22 protein-coding genes are annotated in these 22,695 nt (G+C 70.3%); 13 read left to right on the top strand and 9 right to left on the bottom strand.

Annotation, left to right across the window (positions count from 1 at the left end; translation table 11 throughout):
* Together ACFOY6_RS14650 and ACFOY6_RS14655 are read left to right on the top strand one after the other, a co-directional pair.
* On the top strand, window positions 1-418 hold a 418-nt coding region (locus ACFOY6_RS14650; RefSeq protein WP_379651496.1), incomplete at its 5' end, for a thioredoxin family protein.
* A gap of 42 nt (window positions 419-460) precedes the next feature.
* The gene (locus tag ACFOY6_RS14655) at window positions 461-1,099 is read left to right on the top strand and encodes a redoxin domain-containing protein (RefSeq protein WP_379651498.1); all 639 of its coding nucleotides are present in this window, start codon (window positions 461-463) and stop codon (window positions 1,097-1,099) included.
* Window positions 1,100-1,143: 44 nt separating this feature from the next.
* Here the strand turns inward: ACFOY6_RS14655 and ACFOY6_RS14660 are convergent, their stop codons facing one another.
* Window positions 1,144-2,145, bottom strand: a complete 1,002-nt coding sequence (locus tag ACFOY6_RS14660) for a sialic acid TRAP transporter substrate-binding protein SiaP (protein WP_379651500.1) — start codon at window positions 2,143-2,145, stop codon at window positions 1,144-1,146.
* Between the two features lie 115 nt (window positions 2,146-2,260).
* Between ACFOY6_RS14660 and ACFOY6_RS14665 the strand changes: the two genes are divergently transcribed.
* Entirely contained in the window at window positions 2,261-3,793 is a 1,533-nt protein-coding gene (locus ACFOY6_RS14665; RefSeq protein ID WP_379651502.1) for a UxaA family hydrolase, read from the top strand.
* A 72-nt stretch (window positions 3,794-3,865) separates the two neighbouring features.
* On the opposite strand, the gene ACFOY6_RS14670 is transcribed toward ACFOY6_RS14665, so the two are convergent.
* The 7 genes from ACFOY6_RS14670 to urtA form a co-directional block, all read right to left on the bottom strand.
* On the bottom strand, window positions 3,866-4,789 hold the full coding sequence (locus ACFOY6_RS14670; RefSeq protein ID WP_379635475.1) for a dihydrodipicolinate synthase family protein: 924 nt from the start codon (window positions 4,787-4,789) through the stop codon (window positions 3,866-3,868).
* Window positions 4,786-5,454 (bottom strand): GntR family transcriptional regulator, encoded by a 669-nt coding sequence (locus ACFOY6_RS14675; RefSeq protein WP_379651504.1) that lies wholly within the window; start codon window positions 5,452-5,454, stop codon window positions 4,786-4,788. The genes ACFOY6_RS14670 and ACFOY6_RS14675 overlap by 4 nt, the downstream gene beginning before the upstream one ends.
* A 168-nt stretch (window positions 5,455-5,622) precedes the next feature.
* A complete protein-coding gene (gene urtE / locus ACFOY6_RS14680) occupies window positions 5,623-6,315 on the bottom strand; it encodes an urea ABC transporter ATP-binding subunit UrtE (protein ID WP_109516594.1) in 693 nt (230 codons plus the stop codon).
* 3 nt (window positions 6,316-6,318) lie between these two features.
* Window positions 6,319-7,056, bottom strand: coding sequence for an urea ABC transporter ATP-binding protein UrtD (gene urtD, locus ACFOY6_RS14685; protein ID WP_379651507.1), 738 nt, complete (start codon window positions 7,054-7,056; stop codon window positions 6,319-6,321).
* On the bottom strand, window positions 7,053-8,153 hold the full coding sequence (gene urtC / locus ACFOY6_RS14690; protein WP_379635479.1) for an urea ABC transporter permease subunit UrtC: 1,101 nt from the start codon (window positions 8,151-8,153) through the stop codon (window positions 7,053-7,055). Before urtC ends, urtD begins: the two co-directional genes overlap by 4 nt.
* The gene (gene urtB, locus ACFOY6_RS14695) at window positions 8,150-9,670 is read right to left on the bottom strand and encodes an urea ABC transporter permease subunit UrtB (RefSeq protein WP_379651510.1); all 1,521 of its coding nucleotides are present in this window, start codon (window positions 9,668-9,670) and stop codon (window positions 8,150-8,152) included. Before urtB ends, urtC begins: the two co-directional genes overlap by 4 nt.
* An 88-nt stretch (window positions 9,671-9,758) precedes the next feature.
* Window positions 9,759-11,006 carry an urea ABC transporter substrate-binding protein gene (gene urtA / locus ACFOY6_RS14700; RefSeq protein ID WP_379651512.1) on the bottom strand — a complete coding sequence of 416 codons (1,248 nt, stop codon included), beginning with the start codon at window positions 11,004-11,006 and terminating at the stop codon, window positions 9,759-9,761.
* 202 nt (window positions 11,007-11,208) lie between these two features.
* Between urtA and ACFOY6_RS14705 the strand changes: the two genes are divergently transcribed.
* The 10 genes from ACFOY6_RS14705 to pncA all read left to right on the top strand — a co-directional run bounded on the left by ACFOY6_RS14705 (window position 11,209) and on the right by pncA (window position 21,350).
* The gene (locus ACFOY6_RS14705; protein ID WP_379651514.1) at window positions 11,209-14,664 is read left to right on the top strand and encodes a hybrid sensor histidine kinase/response regulator; all 3,456 of its coding nucleotides are present in this window, start codon (window positions 11,209-11,211) and stop codon (window positions 14,662-14,664) included.
* Window positions 14,661-15,569: a response regulator gene (locus tag ACFOY6_RS14710; RefSeq protein WP_379651516.1), complete on the top strand. Its 909-nt coding sequence runs from the start codon at window positions 14,661-14,663 to the stop codon at window positions 15,567-15,569. The genes ACFOY6_RS14705 and ACFOY6_RS14710 overlap by 4 nt, the downstream gene beginning before the upstream one ends.
* Before the next feature lie 58 nt (window positions 15,570-15,627).
* Window positions 15,628-16,455: an urease accessory protein UreD gene (locus ACFOY6_RS14715; RefSeq protein WP_379651518.1), complete on the top strand. Its 828-nt coding sequence runs from the start codon at window positions 15,628-15,630 to the stop codon at window positions 16,453-16,455.
* Window positions 16,456-16,500: 45 nt separating this feature from the next.
* A complete protein-coding gene (locus ACFOY6_RS14720; protein ID WP_109516586.1) occupies window positions 16,501-16,803 on the top strand; it encodes an urease subunit gamma in 303 nt (100 codons plus the stop codon).
* 11 nt (window positions 16,804-16,814) lie between these two features.
* Entirely contained in the window at window positions 16,815-17,120 is a 306-nt protein-coding gene (locus tag ACFOY6_RS14725; protein WP_379635493.1) for an urease subunit beta, read from the top strand.
* 2 nt (window positions 17,121-17,122) lie between these two features.
* Window positions 17,123-18,835 carry an urease subunit alpha gene (gene ureC / locus ACFOY6_RS14730; protein WP_379651521.1) on the top strand — a complete coding sequence of 571 codons (1,713 nt, stop codon included), beginning with the start codon at window positions 17,123-17,125 and terminating at the stop codon, window positions 18,833-18,835.
* 77 nt (window positions 18,836-18,912) lie between these two features.
* A complete protein-coding gene (locus tag ACFOY6_RS14735) occupies window positions 18,913-19,434 on the top strand; it encodes an urease accessory protein UreE (RefSeq protein ID WP_109516583.1) in 522 nt (173 codons plus the stop codon).
* Entirely contained in the window at window positions 19,352-20,110 is a 759-nt protein-coding gene (locus ACFOY6_RS14740; protein WP_456316937.1) for an urease accessory protein UreF, read from the top strand. The genes ACFOY6_RS14735 and ACFOY6_RS14740 overlap by 83 nt, the downstream gene beginning before the upstream one ends.
* The gene (gene ureG / locus ACFOY6_RS14745; protein ID WP_379651523.1) at window positions 20,107-20,736 is read left to right on the top strand and encodes an urease accessory protein UreG; all 630 of its coding nucleotides are present in this window, start codon (window positions 20,107-20,109) and stop codon (window positions 20,734-20,736) included. Before ACFOY6_RS14740 ends, ureG begins: the two co-directional genes overlap by 4 nt.
* A complete protein-coding gene (gene pncA, locus ACFOY6_RS14750) occupies window positions 20,733-21,350 on the top strand; it encodes a bifunctional nicotinamidase/pyrazinamidase (RefSeq protein ID WP_379635495.1) in 618 nt (205 codons plus the stop codon). Before ureG ends, pncA begins: the two co-directional genes overlap by 4 nt.
* A 19-nt stretch (window positions 21,351-21,369) precedes the next feature.
* On the opposite strand, the gene ACFOY6_RS14755 is transcribed toward pncA, so the two are convergent.
* Window positions 21,370-22,653 (bottom strand): radical SAM/SPASM domain-containing protein, encoded by a 1,284-nt coding sequence (locus ACFOY6_RS14755; protein WP_379651525.1) that lies wholly within the window; start codon window positions 22,651-22,653, stop codon window positions 21,370-21,372.
* Between the last annotated feature and the right edge of the window lie 42 nt (window positions 22,654-22,695).

Raw genomic sequence — 22,695 nt, forward strand, 5'->3', positions numbered from 1 at the left:
CGCGGCGCTCGCCCTGCTGCCGGCCCTGGCCACCGCACCCGCCGCCAGCGCCGGCACCCGCGCCAGCGCCGCCGAACCGGGCGCCGAGCCCTGGTCGGAAGCGCGGCTGGCCGCCCTGCGCGCCGAGGGCCGCCCCGTCTTCGTCAACATGACCGCCGCCTGGTGCATCACCTGCAAGGTGAACGAGCGGGTCGCACTGCACTCGGAGGCGGTGCGCGACGCCTTCATGCGGCGCGGCGTCGCCTACCTCAAGGGCGACTGGACCGATGGCGGCCCCGCTATCGCCGCCGTGCTGCGCCGCTTCGGGCGGGAGGGCGTGCCGCTCTACCTCGTCTACCCGCCCGGCGGCGGCGAGCCCGCGCTGCTGCCGCAGATCCTCACCGAAGCCCTGGTGCTGGAGGCGCTGCCTCCGGGCTGACCGGGCTCCCGACGCCCCCTCTCGACGATGGAGTGACCGACCATGGCCAAGTTCCTGTCCCGCCGCGCCACCCTCGCCATCCCGCTCGGCGCCGTGCTGATGCCGGCCCTGCCCCGGCTGGCGCAGGCCGCGCCCGTCATCGGCGCCCCCGCGCCCGACTTCGCCGCCCCCGACCAGGACGGCACGATGCGCCGCCTGGCCGATTTCCGCGGCAAGGTGGTTGTGCTGGAGTGGACCAACCATGACTGCCCCTTCGTGCGGAAGCACTACGGCAGCAACAACATGCAGGCCCTGCAGAAGCAGGCCGCCGGGCGCGGGCTGGTCTGGCTGTCCGTCATCTCCTCCCCGCCCGGCGAGCAGGGGCATGTGGATGGCGCCGGCGCGCGGAGGCTGACCACGGAGCGCGGCGCCGCCCCCGCCGCCGTGCTGCTCGACCCCGAGAGCCGCATGGCCCGCGCCTATGGCGCCACCACCACGCCCCACATGTACGTCATCGATGGCGAGGGGCTGCTGCGCTACATGGGCGGCATCGACAGCATCGCCTCCAACCGCGCCGAGGACGTGCCGAAGGCCGAGCCGCTGGCCTGGAACGCCATGCTGGCCGTCGCCGACGGCCGGCCGGTGGAGCGGGCGGTGACGCGCAACTATGGCTGCGCCATCAAGTACGCACCGGGCGCCTGAGGGCAGCGAAGGCCGGGGAGGAGTCCCGCTCCCCGGCCCTCCTCTCAGTTGGTGGCCGAGGCGATGGCCTGCAGCCGGTCATACTGCTCCTTCGTCCAGCCCGCGCCCGCGGCCTGGTCGTTGTGCAGCGGCATGGCGGCGGCGCGGAAGGCGGCACGGTCCGGCTCCAGCACGGTCTTGCCCTGCTGGCGGAACCAGTCCGGCAGGCTCAGCTCGGCGTCGCGGATCTGCTTGCTGGCGCGCGTCGCCGCCTCGCGCAGCACCTCCTCGAACACCTTGCGGTCCGCCTCGTTCAGCCGGTTCCAGGTGGCGCGGCCGACGATGGTCAGGATGCTCTCGGTGATGTGGCCGGAGAGCATGATGTGGCTCTGCACCTCGTAGAACTTCTTGGCCTGGATGGTGGGCAGCGGGTTCTCCTGCCCGTCGACCGTGCCCTGCTGCAGGGCGAGATATACCTCGGCGAAGGCGATCGGCGTGGCGTTGGCGCCGATCGAGCGGGTGAACATCAGGAACAGCGGCGCCTGCGGCACGCGCAGCTTCATGCCCCGCGCATCCTCGGGCTTCGTGATGGCGCGGTTGGCCGTCAGGTGGCGGGCGCCGTAGTAGGTGAGCGCCACGGAGCGGTGGCCGGTCTGCTTGTCGTAGCCCGCCATCAGGTCGCGCAGCAGCTCGCTCTGCCGGTAGGCGGCGAAATGGCCGTAGTCGCGGAAGATGTAGGGCGCGTTGCTGATGGCGATGGGCTTGTAGGTGGCGCCGGCGAAGGCCACGCCGGTGTAGATGATGTCCACCGTGCCGAGCGAGAGGCCCTGGTTGATGGTGGGCTCGTTGCCCAGCGCGCTGGCCGCGAACACCTCGATGTTCCAGCGGTTCTGCGTCCGCTCCTTGATCTGCTGGGCGGCCCACAGCGCCTCGGTGTGGTAGGCCTCGCCCGTCTCGTAGACATGCGCCCAGCGCAGGCGCTGCTGCGCCTCGGCGGTGCCGCCGAACAGCGCGCAGGCGGCCATGGTGGCGGCCGCCAGGAAGCCACGGATCATTCCATCCCCCATCGGGCGCCTCCAGGCGCTCCGGCTTTGTTGTATGATGACATTATGCCTTGCGGCACAAAAGCTTCGCAAGCCTGTCGTCTGCGCTAGACTGTCCTCCCCCTGGAGGAAAACGCACATGGACACCGTGGCCGACACGCCCTTCATCCGCCTGCACCCCGAGGACAGCGTGCTGATCGCCCGCCGCGCCGCGCCGGAGGGAACCCCGGTGGGGCCGAACGTCGTCACCCGCGCGCGCATCCCCCCCGGGCACAAGGTGGCGCTGCGCCCGCACGCCCCGGGCGAGGCGGTGAAGCGCTACGGGCAGATCATCGGCTTCGCCACCCAGCCCATCGCGCCCGGCGAGTGGGTGCACACCCAGAACTGCGGCATGGGCGAGTTCGACAAGGACTATGCCTGGGGCGTGGACGCCCGGCCGACGCTCTACGTGCCCGAGCCCGCCCGCTTCATGGGCATCCTCCGCCCCGATGGAAGGGTGGCGACGCGCAACTACATCGGCATCGTCACCAGCGTGAACTGCTCGGCGCATGTCGCCTCGCTGATCGCCGACGCCTTCAAGCGCAACCCCTTCACCGGCAGCGACCCGCTGGCCGAGTTCCCCAACGTCGATGGCGTGGTGGCGCTCACCCACAAGACCGGCTGCGGCATGGGCGACAATGAGGGCCTGCGCATCCTGCGCCGGACGCTCGCGGGCTATGCGCGGCACGTGAACTTCAGCCATGTCATCGCCATCGGCCTCGGCTGCGAGGTCAACCAGATCTCGGGGCTGCTGGAGGAGCAGAACCTCGCCGGCCGGCTGCGCAACATGGACATCCAGTCCATGGGCGGCACCCGCAAGACGGTGGAGGCCGGCATCGCCTTCGTGCGCGAGGTGCTGGCCGAGGCCAACCAGGTGCACCGCCAGGAGGTGCCGGCCAGCCACCTCACCATCGCCCTGCAATGCGGCGGCTCGGACGGCTATTCCGGCATCACCGCCAACCCGGCGCTGGGCCATGCCTCCGACCTGCTGGTGCGGCATGGCGGCACCGTCATCCTCTCCGAGACGCCCGAGACCTACGGCGCCGAGCACCTGCTGACCCGCCGCGCCACCTCGCGCGACGTGGGTGAGAAGCTGGTGGGGCTGATGCGCTGGTGGGAGGACTACGCGGCGCGCGGCCAGGCGGAGCTGAACAGCAACCCCTCCCCCGGCAACAAGGCGGGGGGGCTGACCACCATCCTGGAGAAGTCGCTCGGCGCCATGGCCAAGGCCGGCACCAGCAACCTCACCGCCGTCTATGACTATGCGGAGCCGGTGACGGAGAAGGGCTTCGTCTTCATGGACACGCCGGGCTACGACCCGGTGGCCGCCACGGGCCAGGTGGCGGGCGGCGCCAATATGGTGTGCTTCACCACCGGGCGCGGCAGCGTCTTCGGCTGCAAGCCCGCGCCCTCCATCAAGCTCGCCACCAACTCGGCCATGTATGAGCGGATGGAGGAGGATATGGACGTCAATTGCGGCACCATCCTCTCCGGGCGCGAGAGCGTCGAGGAGTGCGGCGAGCGCATCTTCCAGCTCATCCTGCGCGTGGCCTCGGGCGAGCGGACCAAGAGCGAGAACTACGATTTCGGCGGCGCGGAATTCGCGCCATGGCCGATCGGGGCGACCATGTAAGACAAAGAAAGGGAGGGGCGCTGCCCCTCGCCCCGCCGGGGGAACTGAGTTCCCCCGGACCCCCACATCCGTTTACGCGGCGGCAGCCTTGAGCATGCCCCATTCCGTCAGCAGGGCGCGCAGGCGGGCGTGGGACTCCGGCGCCAGCGGCCACGCGGCCGGCGGGCGCGCCGGGCCGACATCGTGCCCCGTGAGATTCAGCGCTTCCTTGACGACGGAAACATTGGTCCCGTTCTGCTCCTCGGAGCGCAGCGCCTCGAAGCCGGCAATGGCGGCGATCTCGGCATTGGCCGTGGCGAAGTCGCCCCGCGCCAGCGCATCGCGGATCGTCACGGACCGCTCCGGCGCCACGTTGATCAGGCCGGAGGTGAAGCCGCGCGCACCGAGCGCCGTCATCGGCGGCGCCCAGGGCTCGGCCAGGCCGCAGATGAAGTTCACCTGGTCGCCCACGATGCGCATGGCGTGCGCCAGCGTCATCACGTTCGGCGTCGCCCACTTCACGCCGGCCACGCCGGGGATACGGCACAACTCCTCGATGGACTTCAGCCCGATGCCGTCATTGCGCAGGTAGAGCACCACCGGCAGGCCGGAGGCATCGGCCATGCGGCGCACATACTCCACCACGCCGCGCGGGGCGACGAAGGGGTCCGGCGTCTGGTGGATCATGATGGCGTCGGCGCCATCCTTTGGCGCGCGGCGGGCCAGCCGCTCCGCCTCCACCACGCTGCGGCCGATGCCGGCGATGACCAGCGCGCGCCCCTCGACCAGCGCCGGCACCTCGGCCTGCATCCGCTCCGCCTCGGCGAAGGAGAGGCTGTAGAACTCGCTGGTGTTGCCGTTGACGGTAAGGCCATCGACGCCCGCCGCGGCGCAGCGCGCGATGATCGGGCGCAGCTTCTCCGGCGCCGGATTGCCCTCGGCATCGTAGGGCGTGACGAGGATGCCGGAGATGCCCGAGAGGGCCTTCCGCACACGGTCGGGAACGGGGGTGGTCATGACTTGGTGTCCTCCACGATCTGGCTGAGCGAGCGCAGCGTGTGCGCGCGCATCCGCGCCTCGGCGCGCGCGGCATCCCCCCGCCTTATGGCGGAGACGATGCCGGCGTGCTCGCGCAAGGCCCGGCGCGGTTCCTCCGGCGCGGCCGCGAGGATGCGGCGGCGCGTGACATGGTCGTAGCCGCGCAGCGCCTCCAGGTGGCGCGCCAGCACGGCATGGTCGGCGATGGCGAGGATGGCGGCGTGCAGCGCATCGTTCGCGGCGGCCAGGGCGGCGAGGTCGCCGGCCTGCGTGGCGTCGCGCACCGCGTGCAGGTGGCGGCGCAGGGCCGCGGCCTGGACGGGCGTCGCCTGCTCGGCGGCGAAGCCCGCGGCCACCCCCTCCAGCGCGGCGCGCAGCCGGCCCATCTGGCGCAGCTTGGCCGGGCCGAGATCGGCCACGAAGCTGCCGCGTCGCGGCAGGGTGGTGACCAGCCCCTCCGCCTCCAACCGGTGCAGCGCATCCCGCACCGGCGCGGGCGAGACGCCGAAGCTCTCGGCCAGGCCGCGCTCGGAAAGGCGCTCCCCCGCCACCAGCCGCCCCTCGGCGATGGCATCGCGCAGCCGCACATAGACGCGGGTGGCGAGCGAGGCGAGATCGTCGGCGGAGAGCAGGAGGGTTTGCACGGCAACTGCTATAGCATGTTTCAGTTGCGGGGGAAGCCGGAGAAGGGAGAGGTTCTTTTTTGGAAAAAAGAACCAAAAAACTTTTGTCAGTTGGCGTGGCGCTGGTGGAGAAGCGGACGCCAAACTCGAAAAGTCTTTTTGCTTCTTTTTCTTCAGAAAAAGAAGGACTTACACCGTCAGCAGCCGCCGCACAGCCTCCTCCTCCAGCGAACCGGAGAGGCCCGAAAGCGCCACCTCCCCCCGCACCATGATGGCGAGCTGGTCCCCCAACTCGCGGGCGAACTCGTAATACTGCTCGACCAGCACCACCGCCATGTTGCGGCTGCGGGCCAGCAGGCTGATAACGCGGGCGATGTCCTTGATGACATTGGGCTGGATGCCCTCGGTCGGCTCGTCCAGGATCAGCAGGCGGGGCCGGGCGGTGAGCGCGCGGGCAATGGCGAGCTGCTGTTGCTGCCCACCCGAGAGATCGCCCCCCCGTCGCCGCAGGAACTGCTTCAGGATGGGGAACAGCTCGAAGATGTCGTCCGGCACCTTGGCGCCGCGCGGCGCGGCGGCCAGCGCGGTTTCCAGGTTCTCCCGCACGGTGAGGAACGGGAAGATCTCCCGCCCCTGCGGCACGTAGCCGATGCCCGCCCGCGCCCGGTCGGCGGCGGAGAGGGTGGAGACATCCTTCCCCTCCCAGACGATCCGCCCGCCCCTGATCCGCTCCAGCCCGACGATGGCGCGCATCAGCGAGGACTTGCCGACCCCGTTGCGCCCCAGCACGCAGGTGATGGAGCCAGGATCGGCACCGAGGGAAACGCCGCGCAGCGCCCGGCTGGCGCCGTAGAAGAGATCGATGTTCTCAACACGCAGCATCGTTCAGCGCCCCAGATAGACTTCGATGACACGCGGGTCGTTCTGCACATGGTCGATGCTGCCTTCGGACAGCACCGCGCCCTCGCACAGCACGGTGACCTTCTCGCCCAGCGCGCGGACGAATTCGAGGTCGTGCTCCACCACCACCACGCTGCGGCTGCCGGCGATGCGGCGCAGCAGGGCGGCGGTGTGCTCCGTCTCCTGGTCGGTCATGCCGGCCACCGGCTCGTCCACCAGCAGCAGTTGCGGCTCCTGCATCAGCAGCATGCCGATCTCCAGCCATTGCCGCTGGCCGTGGGAGAGGATGGCGGCGCGGTCCGCCGCCCGGTCGGCCAGGCCGATTTCCTCCAGCGTCGCCTCGATCTTCTTGCGGGCCTCCTGGCCCAGCACCCAGCGCAGGCAGGACCACGGGTCGCGCGGCGCCTTCAGCGCCAGCTCCAGGTTCTCGAACACCGTCAGCGCGTCGAACACCGTGGGCTTCTGGAATTTCCGGCCGATGCCGAGATTGGCGATGGTCGCCTCGTCCAGCTTCGTCAGGTCCCGCTCGCCGAAGGTGACGGTGCCGGCGGTGGGGCGGGTCTTGCCGGTGATGATGTCCATCATCGTCGTCTTGCCGGCGCCGTTGGGGCCGATGATCGCCCGCAATTCGCCCGGCTCGACGATGAGGGAAAGGTTGTTCAGCGCCCGGAAGCCGTCGAACACGACCGAGACGCCATCGAGGTAGAGGCGCGCGCCCTTCACTTGCCGTCTCCCCTGTGCAGCAGGCCGACGATGCCGCGCGGCAGGAACAGCGTCACCGCCACGAACAGCCCGCCGAGGACGAACAGCCAGAGGTCGGGCGCGAAGGAGGTGAGCCAGGTCTTGATGGCGTTCACCGAGAAGGCGCCGACCAGCGCCCCCACCAGCGTGCCGCGCCCGCCGACCGCCACCCACACCACCGCCTCGATCGAGTTGCCGGGGCTGAACTCGCCGGGGTTGATGATGCCGACGAGCGGCGTGTAGAGCGCCCCCGCAAGCCCCGCCAGCATGGCGGAGAGGACGAACACCGTGAGCTTCACCCGTACCGTGTCGTAGCCCAGGAAGCGCACCCGGCTCTCGGCGTCGCGCACCGCCACCAGCACGCGGCCGAGCTTGGAGCGGGTGAGATGCGCGCAGAGCAGCAGCGCCCCGCCGAGCGCGATTAGCGCGGCGTAGAACAGCAGGGCGCGGGCGCCGCTGGTGTTCAGCGGCATGCCCAGCAGTTCCTTGAAGTCGGTGAAGCCGTTGTTGCCGCCGAAGCCCATGTCGTTGCGGAAGAAGGCCAGCATCAGCGCATAGGTCATCGCCTGGGTGATGATGCTGAGATAGACGCCGGTGATGCGGCTGCGGAAGGCAAGGTAGCCCACCACCCCCGCCAGCAGCCCCGGCACGACGAGCGCCATGGCGAAGGCAAAGGGAAAGCTCGAAAACCCCCACCAGGTCCAGGGCAGCTCGGTATAGCCGAGGAACACCATGAAATCCGGCAGGACGGGGTGGCCATAGACGCCGCGCGGCCCGATCATCCGCATCAGGTGCATGCCGATGGCATAGCCGCCCAGCGCGAAGAAGGCGCCGTGGCCCAGGGAGAGGATGCCCGCATAGCCCCAGGCGAGGTCGATGGCGAGCGCCAGGATGGCGTAGCAGATCCACTTGCCGGAGACGGAGACGACGAAATCCGAGACATACAGCGCGGATTCGGGAGGCAGCCGGTTCAGCACCGGCAGCATGGCCAGGATGGCCAAGCCTGCGAGCAGGATGCCGCGCAGGATGGTCGCGGAGCCGGGGCGCAGGCGCTGGCCCATGGAGATGGTGGCGCTCATTGCTCGGCCGCCCTTCCCTTCAGCGCGAACAGCCCCTTCGGCCGCCGCTGGATGAACAGCATGATGCCGACGAGCACGGCGATCTTGGCCAGCACCGCGCCCGCCCAGGGCTCCAGCATCTTGTTGACGATGCCCAGGGTGAAGGCGCCGATCATGGTGCCGGCGAGGCTTCCCACGCCGCCGAACACCACCACCATGAAGCTGTCGATGATGTAGCCGGTGCCGAGATTGGGCGAGACATTGTCGATCTGGCTCACCGCCACCCCCGCCATGCCGGCGATGCCGGAGCCGAAGGCGAAGGTCATCGCGTCCACCCGCCCCGTGCGGATGCCCATGGTGGCGGCGATGCGCCGGTTCTGCACCACCGCCCGCATCTCCAGCCCGAAGCGGGTGAAGCGGATGGCGGCGATGGTGATGCCGAGCACGGCAAGCGCGAAAAGGATGATCCAGAGCCGGTTCTGCGTGATCTCGATGCCGCCGGGCAGGCTCAGCGTGCCCTGCATCCAGGCGGGGCTCAGCACCTCGCGGTTCTGCGCGCCGAAGATCAGCCGCACCGCCTGCTGGATGATCATGCCGACGCCGAAGGTCATCAGCAGCGTCTCCAGCGGTCGGCCGTAGAGATGGCGGATCAGCCCGCGCTCCAGCGCCACCCCCACCGCCGCCGTCACCAGGAAGGCGGCGGGCACCGAGAGCGGCAGGGAGAGCGGCGCCAGGGCCGGGATGCCGCGCAGCGCCTCCTGCACCATCACCGTGGTGTAGGCGCCGAGCATCACCATCTCGCCATGCGCCATGTTGATGACGCCCATCACCCCGAAGGTGACGGCGAGGCCGAGCGCCGCCAGCAGCAGGATGGAGCCGAGCGAGAGGCCCTGGAAGGCGGTCTCGGCGGCGGTCTTCAGCATCAGCCGCCGGTCGATGGCGGCGATGGCGGCATCGATCTCGGGCGCCAGGGCCGGATGGGCGGCACGCGCCTCCAGCAGCAGGCCGCGCGCCAAGGCCGAGCCACCCTCGGCCAGGACCAGGATGCCCTGCCGCTTCACCCCCTCCTGCGGCGCGGCGAGGCGCGAGGCGGCCAGTGCCAGCGCCATCCGCTCCCGCACGGCGGGCGAGGATTCACGCCCCAGCGCATCCTCCAGCAGCAGGATGTTCTCGGGGCTGCGGCTGCGGAACAGGCCGTCCGCCGCGGCGGCGCGCTCCGCCTCCACGGGCGAGAGCAGTTGCAGCCGGCCCAGCGCGCCGCGCAGCGCCACGCGCACCCGGTTGTTGATACGCACCGGCTCGCCGGCATCGCCCTCGCGGAGCTGCACGGTGCCGTCGGCGGTCTTCGCCAGGCGGCCCTCGGCCAGCGCCTGGAGCAGCGGCAGGGCGCGCGGGTCGCCCAGCGCGCCGAGCTTCTCCACCGCCTCGGCCTGGGACTGGAAATTGCCGCCGAGGCCCCTCAGCGCATCGGTGAAGGCGTCCTGCGCGCGGGCCGGCGCGGCCAGCAGCAACAGCAGGACCAGGAGTGATCGCAGCATCGGTTTCCCTCGCGGCAAAGAAAAGACGGGGGGAAAGGAATTTCCCCCCGCACCCCCCAATCTTTTTTCTGTCAGTCAGGAGGGGGGCTCAGCCCTTGCGGCGGTTGGCGTTCTCGGGAATGAAGGGCGACCAGTTCTCGGCCTTGATCGCCGTCGGCGTCTTGTGGACGACGTTGAACTGGCCGTTCTCCATGATCTCGCCGATCATCACGGGCTTCGACAGGTGGTGGTTGTCGAACATCTCCTCGGTGTAGCCGCAGGGGGCCTCCACCTTCTGGCCGTACATCGCGGTGCGCACGGCATCGACCGCGGTGGTCTTGGCCTGCGTCACCGCCTGCGCCCACATCCGGAAGCCGGTGTAGGTGGCCTCCATGGGGTCGTTGGTGACGCGCTTCGGGTTCTTGATGTAGCTGGCCCACATCGCCTTGAACGCCGTGTTCACCGGGCTCTCGACGCTCATGAAGTAGTTCCAGGCGGCCAGGTGGCCGACCAGCGGCCTGGTGTCGATGCCGGCCAGCTCCTCCTCGCCCACCGAGAAGGCGACGGAGGGGATGTCCTCGGCCTTGATGCCCTGGTTGCCCAACTCGCGGTAGAAGGGCACGTTGGCGTCGCCGTTGATGGTGGAGACGATCGCCGTCTTCTTGCCCTGGTTGGCGAAGGCCTTCACGCGGCTGACAATGCCCTGCCAGTCGGAATGGCCGAAGGGCGTGTATTCCTCCAGGATGTCCCCATCCGCGATGCCCTTCGAATTCAGGTAGGCGCGCAGGATGCGGTTGGTGGTGCGCGGATAGACGTAATCCGTGCCGAGCAGCGCGATGCGGCGGGCGGCGCCGCCATCGTCGCTCATCAGGTACTCGACGGCCGGGATCGCCTGCTGGTTCGGCGCGGCGCCAGTGTAGAAGACGTTCTTGCTCTGCTCCTCGCCCTCATACTGCACGGGGTAGAACAGCAGGCCGTTCAGCTCCTCGAACACCGGCAGCACCGACTTGCGGGAGACCGAGGTCCAGCAGCCGAAGGTGACGTCCACCTTGTGCACCTGGAGCAGCTCGCGCGCCTTCTCGGCGAAGAGCGGCCAGTTGGAGGCGGGGTCCACCACCACCGCCTCGACCTTGCGGCCGAGCAGCCCGCCCTTGGCGTTGATGTCCTCCACCATCATCAGCACCGTGTCGCGCAGCGCCGTCTCACTGATCGCCATGGTGCCGGAGAGGGAGTGCAGCACCCCCACCTTGATCGGCCCGCTGCCCTGGGCGAGGGCGGGGCGGATGGCCGGCAGCGCCAGCGTGCCGGCGGCGCCGGCCAGCAGGGCGCGGCGAGAGAAGGGGGTCCGGTGGATCATCGGTCGCTCTCCTGCGGGCGGCGGGGAGCCGCCTGGCGTGTGGGCGCCAATCTCCGGTCACTTCCCGCGGAATCGTATACGTCAAATGACGTAGGCGGGCGGCGCTTGACGCTGCCTCCGCCCCCGCCCCACTCTCCCCCCGTCTCATTCTCCCGCTGCCCCGCTTTCTCCCCGCTTCGTCCTGGACCCCGCAGCCCCCGATATGGCCACCCGCCAGCGCATCCTGCGCATCCGGCGCGACTACAACCGCTGGGTCGCCGACGAGACGATGGAAGACTACGCGCTGCGCTTCACCGCGGTCAGCGCGCGCAAATGGTCGGCCTTCCGGGTGGCCAACACGGCGCTGGGCTCCATCTCCTTCCTGGCGCTGGAGGCGATCGGCGGGGCGCTGACCGTCGCCTATGGCTTCACCAACAGCGTCGCCGCCATCCTCTTCGTCTCGGCGCTCATCTTCGTGGCCAGCCTGCCCATCTGCCTGAACGCGGCGCGGGCGGGGGTGGATATCGACCTGCTGACCCGTGGCGCCGGCTTCGGCTATATCGGCTCCACCGTCACCTCGCTGATCTATGCCAGCTTCACCTTCATCTTCTTCGGCATCGAGGCGGTGATCCTGGCGGACATGCTGGAGAGCTTCTTCGGCGTGCCGCTCTGGCTCGGCTATCTCGCCTCCGCCGTGGTGGTGGTGCCGCTGGTCACGCATGGCATCACCTTCATCAGCCGGGTGCAGACCTGGACGCAGCCCGTCTGGCTGGTGCTCAACGTCCTGCCGCTGATCGCCCTGCTGGTGGCGCATCCGGACTGGCTGGAAGGCTGGACGCACTATGCGGGCGAGCAGGGCCGCGCGGGGTTCGACCTGCTGGCCTTCGGCGCCGCCGCCTCCGTCCTCTTCGCGCTGATCACCCAGACGGGGGAGCAGGTGGACTACATCCGCTTCCTCCCGCCGCGCGACACCCAGAAGCGCTGGGTGTGGTGGACGGCGCTGCTGGCCGGCGGCCCCGGCTGGATCGCCTTCGACGTGCTGAAGCTCCTGGCCGGCTCCGCCCTTGCCTATGCGGCGCTCCAGGCCGGCCTCTCCGCCACCCAGGCGGTGCAGCCGGCCGAGATGTACCGCCTGGCCTTCGGCGCGCTGATCGCCTCGCCCGGCGTGGCGCTGGCGGTCACGGCGGCGTTCGTCGCCCTGTCGCAGATCAAGATCAACGTCACCAACGCCTATGCCGGCTCGCTCGCCTGGTCCAATTTCTTCTCGCGGCTGACGCACAGCCATCCGGGGCGGGTGGTGTGGCTGGTGTTCAACATCGCCGTGGCGCTGCTGCTGATGGAGCTTGGCGTCTACAACACCATCGAGCAGGTGCTGTTCGTCTATTCCAACGTGGCGGCGGCCTGGATGGGCGCGCTGGTGGCCGACCTCACCATCAACAAGCCGCTCGGCCTCAGCCCGCCGGGCATCGAGTTCAAGCGCGCGCATCTCTACGACGTCAATCCGGTGGGCGTCGGCAGCATGGCGCTCTCGGTGCTGGCCTCCTTCCTGGCCTATTACGGCGCGCTCGGCGCCGGGCCGCAGGCCTTCGCCACCTTCATCGCCTTCGGGGTGGCCTTCGCCGCAGCGCCGGCGCTGGCCTGGGCCACCGGCGGCCGCTACTACCTGGCGCGCAAGCCGCGCGCCGCCTGGGCCGCGCGCCCCGACCTGCGCTGCGTCATCTGCGAGCACGCCTTCGAGCCGCGCGACATGGCCTATTGCCCCGTCTACACCGGCCCCATCTGTTCGCTCTGCTGCACGCTCGACGCCCGCTGCGGCGATGGCTGCAAGCCGCATGCCCGGCTCTCGGCGCAGATCATGACGCCGCTGCGCGCCGCCCTGCCGGAGGGCGTGATGCGGGCGCTGACCACGCCGGTCGGCTCCTTCATGGTGGTGTTCCTGGCCTTCGTCGCCACCATCAGCCTCGTCTTCCTCGGCATCCGCGCGCAGACGCCGGGCAGCCCGCATCTCGACACCGCCTTCTGGAAGGCCTTCTTCGTGCTCGCCGTCATCGGCGGCATCGTCGCCTGGACGCTGGTGCTGGCGCGCCAGTCCCGCCTCGTGGCGCAGGAGGAGACGCGCCGGCAGACCAGCCTGCTGATGAGCGAGATCCGCGCCCACAAGCGCACCGACGCCGCCTTGCAGAAGGCCAAGGAGGTGGCCGAGCGCGCCAACCAGGCCAAGAGCCGCTACGTCATCGGCATCTCCCATGAATTGCGCTCGCCGCTCAACGCCATCCTCGGCTACGCCCAGCTGCTGGAGCGCGACCCCGCCATCCCCGAGCGGCGGCGCGACGGTGTGCGCACCATCCGCCGCAGCGGCGAGCATCTGGCGGCGCTGATCGAGGGGCTGCTCGACATCTCCAAGATTGAGGCCGGGCGGATCGAGCTGTACCGCGACGAGGTGCGCCTGCCCGAGTTCCTCGACCAGATCGTGCAGATGCTGCGCCTGCAGGCCGAGGCCAAGAGCATCGCCTTCAGCTTCGACGCGCCGGAGCGGATGCCGGAGGTGGTGCACACGGATGAGCGGCGGCTGCGGCAGATCCTCATCAACCTGCTCTCCAACGCCATCAAGTTCACCCGCGCGGGCGGCGTCACGCTGCGGCTGCGCTTCCGCTCGGAGGTCGCCGAGTTCGCGGTGATCGACACCGGCATCGGCATCGCCGAGGCGGACCTCGCCCGCATCTTCGAGCCCTTCCAGCGCGGCGAGAACAGCCACGCCCCCTCCACCCCCGGCGTCGGCCTCGGCCTGACCATCACCAAGACGCTGACCGAGGTGATGGGCGGCGAGATCTCCGTCCGCTCCACGCTCGGGGAAGGCAGCACCTTCCGCGTGCGGCTGCTGCTCTCGGGCAAGGTGGGCGCGCCCGTCCTGCCCGAGCGGCGCGTCACCGGCCGCGCCGGGGCGCGCCGCCTCGACGTGCTGGTGGCCGATGACGACCCCGCCCACCGTGCCCTGATCGCCGACCTGCTCGCCCCGCTCGGCTTCACCGTGCGCCTCGCGGCCGATGGCGCCGAATGCCTGCGCCTGGCCGAGGACCGCGCCCCGGACATGTTCCTGCTCGACATCGCCATGCCCGGCATGACGGGCTGGGAGCTGGCCCGCCGCCTGCGCGAGGAGGCGCTCCAGGAGGCGCCCATCATCATGGTCTCGGCCAATGCGCTGGAGCTCGGCCCGCCGCCCGGCCGGCGCGACGGCACCCGCCACCATGACGACGTGCTGCCCAAGCCGCTCTCCATCCCGGCGCTGCTGGAGAAGGTGGGCGTGCTGCTCGGCATCACCTGGACCTTCGCCGAGGCCGAGCCGCCGCCCGCCCCGCCCGCCGGCGCCGCGGCGCGGCTGACGCCGGCCCAGGCCGCCAATCTCCGCCAGCTCGCCGCCATCGGCTATGTGGGCGGCATCCGCGAGCGGCTGGACGCGCTGGAGGCGGAATGCCCCGAGGCCGCCACCGCCATCGCCGTGCTGCGCGGCCATGTCTCCGAATACCGGCTGGACGCCTTCCTCGCTGCCCTGCCGCCGGAGGCGGCCTTTCCGGAGCCATCGCCAGAGGCGGCCCATCGGGAGCTATCGCCGGAGGCGACCCGTCAGGGGCCATCGCCGGAGGCGGACCCTCCGAAGCCGCGGCCGGAGGATGCGGAATGAGCCTGGTGGAACGGCGCGACATCGTGCTGGTGGTGGACGACGCCCCCGGCACGCTGGGCCTCCTGAACGACACGCTGGAGGGTGCGGGCTACATGGTGCTGGTGGCGCAATCCGCCGCCGCCGCCATGGCTGTCATCGAGCGCATCACCCCCGACATCGTGCTGATGGATGCGGTGATGCCCGGCATGGACGGCTTCGAGGCCTGTCGCCGCATGAAGCGCAACGCCACGCTGCTCTCCGTGCCCGTCATCTTCATGACCGGCCTGACCGAGAGCGAGGATGTGGTGCGCGGCTTCGACGCGGGGGGCGTGGACTACGTCATCAAGCCCGTGGTGCCGGACGAGGTGGTGGCGCGCATCAGCGCCCACCTCGCCAATGCGCGCCTCACCCGCAGCGCCCATGCGGCGCTCGACGTGGCGGGGCGCTTCCTGCTGGCGGTGGACCGCGAGGGCATCCTGCTCTGGGCCACGCCGCAGGCGGCGGGGCTGCTGCGCGCCGCCGGGGCCACGGGGGAGGCGGACGCGCCGGCCGGGCTGCGCCTGCCCGGCTGGGCGCCGCTCGCGCCGGGCGAGATGCCGCGCCTGCCCGCCGTGCGGCTGCCGGACGGGCGGCAGGTGGAGTTCCACCATGTCGGCCAGATCGCGCCCGAAGAGATGCTGCTGCGCGTCACCGCCACCGACCCGCGCGCCGAGGAGACGCGGCTGCGCGAGCGGCTGGGCCTGACCGCGCGGGAGGCGGAGGTGCTGCTCTGGCTCGCCCGCGGCAAGAGCAACCGCGACATCGCCGAGATCCTGGTGATGAGCCCGCGCACGGTGAACAAGCATCTGGAGACGGTGTTCACCAAGCTCGGCGTCGAGAACCGCGCCTCGGCCGCGGCGCTGGCGGTGCGGGTGCTGGGCGGATGATGCGGCACGGCTCTTGCTGGCGTCCCGGCCGATGGATGCCTTGCCAGAACGGGCGCGCATGACCGCGCCCCTCCCCCGCCACCAGCGCGCCCATGGCCGGGCCGAGCTCGGCTTCGCGCACACGCCGCGCGGCACGGTGCTGCGCCATCTCTACCACGCCGCGCCGCTGCGCGTGCTCTTCCCCACCCCGGAGCCGGGCGAGCCGCCCATGGCGGCGCTGGTCAATGTCGGCGGCGGGCTGGCAGGGGGCGATTCGCTGGAGGTGGCGGTGGAACTGGCCGCGGAGGGCACCGCCGGGATCACCACGCCCGCGGCCGAGAAGATCTACCGCAGCCTGGGCGATGACAGCCGCATCGCCACCACCCTCACGGTGGCCGAGGGCGCCACGCTGGAATGGCTGCCGCAGGAGACCATCCTGTTCGACGGCGCCCGTCTCGCCCGCCGCATGGAGGCGCGCCTCGCCCCCGGGGCGCGGCTGCTGGCGGCCGAGATGCTGGTCTTCGGCCGCGCCGCGCGGGGCGAGCGGCTGGAGAGCGGCGCGCTGTTCGATTCCTGGCGCCTCTGGCGCGGCGGCCGGCTGGACTGGGCGGACGCCACCGACCTCGGCCCCGCCCCCGGCGCGTGGCTCGGCCACCGCTTCGGCTTCGGCGGCGCGGGTGCCGGCGCCCTGCTGCTGCTCGCCGGCTGCCCGGCCGAGGCGGAGGCCGGGCGCGCCCTGCTGCGCGAGGCGGGCCATGCCGCGACGCTGCCCCGCCCCGGCCTGCTGCTGGCCCGCTGGCTGGGCGAGGCCATGGCGGTGCGCGGCGCGCTCTCCGCCGCGCTGCCGCTTTTGCGGGCAGGCGTGCTCGGCCTTGCCCCGTCCCTGCCCCGGCTGTGGACGAGCTGAGCAACCCCGCGCCACAATGCGCCCCACCATTCCAGGGATGGCCCCATGCACCTGACCCCCCGCGAAAAGGACAAGCTGCTGATCGCCATGGCGGCGGAGGTGGCCCGCAAGCGCCTGGCGCGCGGCGTCAAGCTGAACCACCCGGAGGCCATCGCGCTGATCACCGACCATGTGGTGGAGGGCGCGCGGGATGGCCGCACGGTCGCCGAGCTGATGCGCGACGGCGCCACCGTCCTGACCCGCGCGCAGGTGATGGAGGGCATCCCCGAGATGATCCACGACATCCAGGTGGAGGCCACCTTCCCCGACGGCACCAAGCTCGTCACCGTCCACAACCCCATCCGCTGAGGAGCGGCGCCATGATTCCCGGAGAGATCATCCCCGCCCCCGGCGAGATCGTGCTGAACGCCGGCCGCGAGGCGGTGGAGATGACGGTCGCCAACACCGGCGACCGCCCCGTGCAGGTCGGCAGCCACTACCATTTCTTCGAGATCAACCCGGCGCTCGACTTCGACCGCGCCGCCGCCCGCGGCCTGCGGCTCGACATCCCCGCCGGCACCGCCATCCGCTTCGAGCCGGGGCAGAGCCGCGTGGTGCGGCTGATCCCCTATGCCGGCGGGCGCGTGGCGCACGGCTTCCGCGGCCTTGTCGAGGGGGCGCTCTGAGCATGGCCAACCGCATCTCCCGCGCCTCCTACGCCGGCATGTACGGCCCCACCACGGGCGACCGCGTGCGCCTGGCCGACACTGAACTCTTCGCCGAGGTGGAGCGCGACCTCACCACCTATGGCGAGGAGGTGAAGTTCGGCGGCGGCAAGGTGATCCGCGACGGCATGGGGCAGTCCCAGGTGACGCGCGCGGGCGGCGCGATGGACACCGTCATCACCAACGCGCTGATCATCGACCACAGCGGCATCTACAAGGCCGATGTGGGCCTCAAGGACGGGCGCATCGCCGCCATCGGCAAGGCCGGCAACCCGGACACCCAGCCGGGGGTGGACATCGTCATCGGGCCGGGCACCGAGATCATCGCCTGCGAGGGGCGCATCCTGACGGCGGGCGGCATCGACCCGCATATCCACTTCATCTGCCCGCAGCAGATCGAGGAGGCGCTGGCCTCGGGCGTCACCACCATGTTCGGCGGCGGCACCGGCCCGGCGCATGGCACGCTGGCGACGACGGCCACGCCCGGGCCGTGGCACATGGCCCGGATGCTCCAGGCGGCCGAGAGCTTCCCGATGAATCTCGGCTTCCTCGGCAAGGGCAACGCCGCCCGGCCGGAGGCACTCGAGGAACAGATCCGTGGCGGCGCCTGCGGCCTCAAGCTGCACGAGGACTGGGGCACCACGCCCAAGGCCATCGACACCTGCCTCCGGGTGGCGGACGCGTTCGACATCCAGGTCGCCATCCACTCGGACACGCTGAACGAGAGCGGCTTCGTCGAGGAGACGATCCGCGCCATCGGCGGCCGCGCCATCCAGGCCTTCCACACCGAAGGCGCCGGCGGCGGCCACGCGCCGGACATCCTGCGCGTCATCGGCGAGCCGAACTTCCTGCCAAGTTCCACCAACCCGACCATGCCCTACACGGTGAACACCGTGGACGAGCATCTCGACATGCTGATGGTCTGCCACCACCTCGACCCGCGCATCGCCGAGGACGTGGCCTTCGCGGAGTCCCGCATCCGCCGCGAGACCATCGCCGCCGAGGATATCCTGCACGACCTCGGCGCCATCTCGATGATGTCCTCCGACAGCCAGGCGATGGGCCGCGTCGGCGAAGTCATCATCCGCACTTGGCAGACGGCGCACAAGATGAAGCTGCAGCGCGGCCGCCTGCCCGGCGAGCAGGGCGAGAACGACAATCTCCGCATCCGCCGCTACATCGCCAAATACACCATCAACCCGGCCATCGCGCAGGGCATCTCGGCGCATGTCGGCAGCCTCGAGGTCGGCAAGCTGGCCGATCTGGTGATGTGGAGCCCGGCCTTCTTCGGCGTGAAGCCGGAGATGATCCTGAAATGCGGCAGCATCGCCATGGCGCCGATGGGCGACCCCAACGCCTCCATCCCGACGCCGCAGCCGGTGCATTACCGCCCGATGTTCGCGGGCTATGGCAAGGCGATGAACGCCAGCGCCGTCACCTTCGTCTCCGCCGCCGCGCTGGAGAGTGGCGACCTCGCCGGGCGGCTCGGCCTCGCGCGGGCGCTGCTGCCGGTGGCGAACACCCGCCGCATCGGCAAGCGGGACATGGTGCTGAACGACGCCCTGCCGCGCATCGAGATCGACCCCGAGACCTACGAGGTGCGGGCCGATGGCGAGTTGCTGATCTGCGAGCCGGCCAAGGTGCTGCCGATGGCGCAGCGGTACTTTTTGTTCTGAAGGCTGGGGGAATGAATTCCCCCAGACCCCCTTCTTTTTTCTGCAAGCTGCTGGTCCTGGCGGAGACGACGAACGCGATGAATGAAGCCACCCTTCCCCGCGCCACGCAGATCCTTCCCGCCGGGCAATGGCAGGCCCGCACAGCGCGCGACGCCGTGACGGTGGATTTCGACGACCGCCACCGCCGCCGCAAGCGCTACACCGGTGAGCGCGGCACCAGCTTCCTGCTCGACCTGCCCGAGGCCACCGTGCTGCGCGATGGCGACGGGCTGCTGCTGGAAGGCGGCGGCGTCATCCTCGTGCGCGCCGCGCCGGAGCCACTGATAGAGATCCGCGCGCGGGACGGGCTGCACCTGATGCGCCTGGCCTGGCATCTCGGCAACCGCCACCTCCCCGCCGAGATCGGCGCCGAGCGCATCCTGATACGCGCGGACCATGTCATCGAGCGGATGCTGCTGGGTCTCGGCGCTACCCTGGCCAGGGTGGAGGCACCCTTCAACCCCGAAGGCGGCGCCTATGGCGAGCACAACCGCCACGCCGGCCATCACCACCACGAGCACGGCCACGACCATGGCGACGGCCACCACCACCATCACTGAGGGGGAGGCGCTACAGCGCCTGCTCACCTGGCTCTCGCCCGCCTATCCGGTCGGCGCCTACACCTACAGCCACGGGCTGGAGATGGCGGTGGAGGACGGCGCGGTGCGCGACCGACAGGGCCTCGCCGACTATATCGGCGCGGTGCTGGAGGCTGGTGCCGGGCGCATCGACGGCGCGCTGCTCGCCGCCGCCCACCGCGCCGCCAGCGCGGAGGACGACGCGGCGCTGGATGCGGTGGCGGAGCTCGCCGCCGCCTGGCGCGGCACCGCCGAGACGGCGCTGGAGACCATGGCGCAGGGCACCGCCTTCCTGAAGGTGACCAACGCCGCCTGGCCGGATGCGCGGCTCGCCGCCTTCACCGCGCGCCAGGGGGGCAGCGTCGCGCACCCGGTGGCCTTCGGTGCCGCCGCGGCGTGGCACGGGTTGCCGCTGCGCATGGCGCTGTTCGGCTTCCTCTCCGCCTTCGCGGCCAATCTTGTCTCGGCCGGCGTGCGGCTGGTGCCGCTCGGCCAGACAGACGGGCAGATCACGACAGCCGCCCTGCTGCCCGTCCTGGAAGCCGCGACGGAGGCCGCCCTCGCCGCCGACCCGGAGCGGCTGGGCAGCGCCGCCCCCGTGCTCGACCTCTTCTCCATGCGCCACGAGACGCAATACACGAGGCTCTTCCGCTCATGATCGCTCCTGCGAACGGCCCCTTCCGCGTCGGCATCGGCGGCCCCGTCGGCTCCGGCAAGACGGCGCTGACCGAGCGCCTGTGCAAGCACCTGCGCGACACGCACAACATCGCCGTCATCACCAACGACATCTACACGCGCGAGGATGCCGAGTTCCTGACGCGCAACGACGCGCTGGCGCCGGAGCGCATCATCGGCGTCGAGACGGGCGGCTGCCCGCACACCGCCATCCGCGAGGACGCCTCGATCAACCTCGCCGCCGTGGCGGAGATGGAGGCGCGCTTCCCGGGCCTCGAGATCCTGCTGATCGAGAGCGGCGGCGACAACCTGGCCGCCACCTTCAGCCCGGAACTCGCCGACCTCACCATCTACGTCATCGACGTCTCGGCCGGCGACAAGATCCCGCGCAAGGGCGGCCCCGGCATCACCCGCTCCGACCTGCTGGTGATCAACAAGATCGACCTCGCCCCGCTCGTCGGCGCCGATCTCGGCGTGATGGACCGGGATTCGAGGAAGATGCGCGGCCAGCGCCCCTTCATCTTCACCAACCTCAAGGCATTGCAGGGTGTCGCCGAGATCGCCGATTTCATCCTGGAATCCGGCGGCATCGCGAAGCGCGCCGCATGATAACCGGAACCGACCTGCTGCTGGTGGTGGACGTGCAGCCGGACTTCATGCCCGGCGGCGCGCTCCCCGTGCCGGAGGGCGACGCGGTGCTGCCGGTCATCAACGGGCTGATGCCGCGCTTCGCCAACATCGCCGCGACGCAGGACTGGCACCCGGCGGACCACGCCTCCTTCGCCAGCCAGCACCCCGGGAAGCAGCCCTTCGGGACCGTCATGCTGGACTATGGCGAGCAGGTGCTCTGGCCGGACCACTGCGTCCAGGGCACGCCGGGCGCCGCGCTGCACCCGGCGCTGGAGACGCGCGGCCTCCAGATGGTCATCCGCAAGGGCTTCCGGCGCGGCATCGACAGCTACTCGGCCTTCCGCGAGAACGACCGGCGCACCCCCACCGGGCTGCACGGCTACCTGCGCGCGCGCGGCATCACGCGCGTCTTCATCGCCGGTCTGGCGCGCGGCTATTGCACGGATTTCAGCGCGGAGGATGCGGCGGAACTCGGCTACCAGGTTGTGCTGGTGGAGGATGCCTGCCGCGGCATCACGCCGGAGGCGACCGCGGCGGGGACGGAGCGTCTGCGGAGCCGGGGCGTTCGCTTCCTGTCGAGTGACAGGATCTGAAGCGCCACCGGCCGCCACTTCACGGCGCCGTCGTGGCCATCATCCCGGCTGCATCCGCAACCGGCTTCTTGCTGGCGCGCAGGTCGCCATAGCAGCGGCTGCAGGTGGCGATCTCGTCGTGCCGGCGCGCGGCCAGTTTGGCACGAACATCCTCCCGCCTTGGATCGGCCAGAACCTCACGCAGCGTGCCGGCTGCCATCTCCCCGATGGGCACGATGCGCTGAAAATCCTGGCAGCAGATCATCACCCTGCCATCGGCATCGATGATCAGGTCGTCCACGACCGTCGGCCCGCAGCGGATTCTCTTCGGGTTCAACGCGAGAGATTCGAAGAGGCCGCGATCCTCGGCGCAGCGGCTGCTAAGGGGGTCGAAGGTCACGCTTCTTGCGCCGTTCTCCAGGAACCAGCGGCGAATGGCCGGCAGTTCCTGCTGATTCAGGCGGCTGACGGGAACGCTGACATGAACCCGCCCGGGGAACGCTGCGAGGATCTGAGCATATTTCGGAAAGACCCGGCTGAAGCGCAGGGGCTTCATCAGCAGATTATAGGTCTCCTCCGACAGAGATTCGCAGTGCAGGGAAAGGATAGCATCCGAGGCGCGGAGTTGACCGTGGCGCTCCGCATGAAAAGCCGCGCCGTTCGTATTCAGCACGATCTCAACCTCCGGAAAGAGCTTCCGGGCATAGGCGGTGCGGGCCACGATATGAGGATCAACCAGAGAATCGCCAAAAAGGCCGAAACTGATCTGGCGGGCGATCGGGATACCAAGCTGGGCGATGCCATCCATGATGGCGTGATAGAGCGGCATCGGCATGTGCTGGCGCGGCACATGGCCGGTCTCTGCCTTCCCGGTCGGGCAATGCAGGCAGGAGGCATTGCAGATGCTGGTGGTGCCAATATTCACGTAGCGCAGATGGGTTGGCAGGCCCGGGATGGCCGGCCGCAGAACCTGCCTGAGTTGGGCCACCTCCCGCTTGGCATCGGCGCAGGCGGGATCGAGTTCACAGGCCTTCCTGTAATGCTGGAGGGCTTCGGCCGGCTGGCCCAGCAACTTAAGGGCATGGGCGATCTGCAAGTGGATATCGGCATCATCGGGCCGCGAGGCCTCCGCCTGCCGGTACGCCGCCAATGCGGCCTGCACATCACCCGATTCCTTCAGGGCGTGGCCATACTGCACCCGGATTGCTGTCAGGAAAGGCTGGCGCCGGAGGGCCGCTGCATAGGCATCCCGCGCCGCTGGCCAGTCACGCCTGTCGCGCGCCTCGTCGCCTTGGCGAATCCGGTATTTCGTCAGGCTGAACAACACCATTATCCAAATTCATTTTGAAAATGATGCCATTCCGGC

The sequence above is a fragment of the Teichococcus aestuarii genome (assembly GCF_042651065.1).
In the GTDB taxonomy this organism is placed as follows: domain Bacteria; phylum Pseudomonadota; class Alphaproteobacteria; order Acetobacterales; family Acetobacteraceae; genus Pseudoroseomonas; species Pseudoroseomonas aestuarii.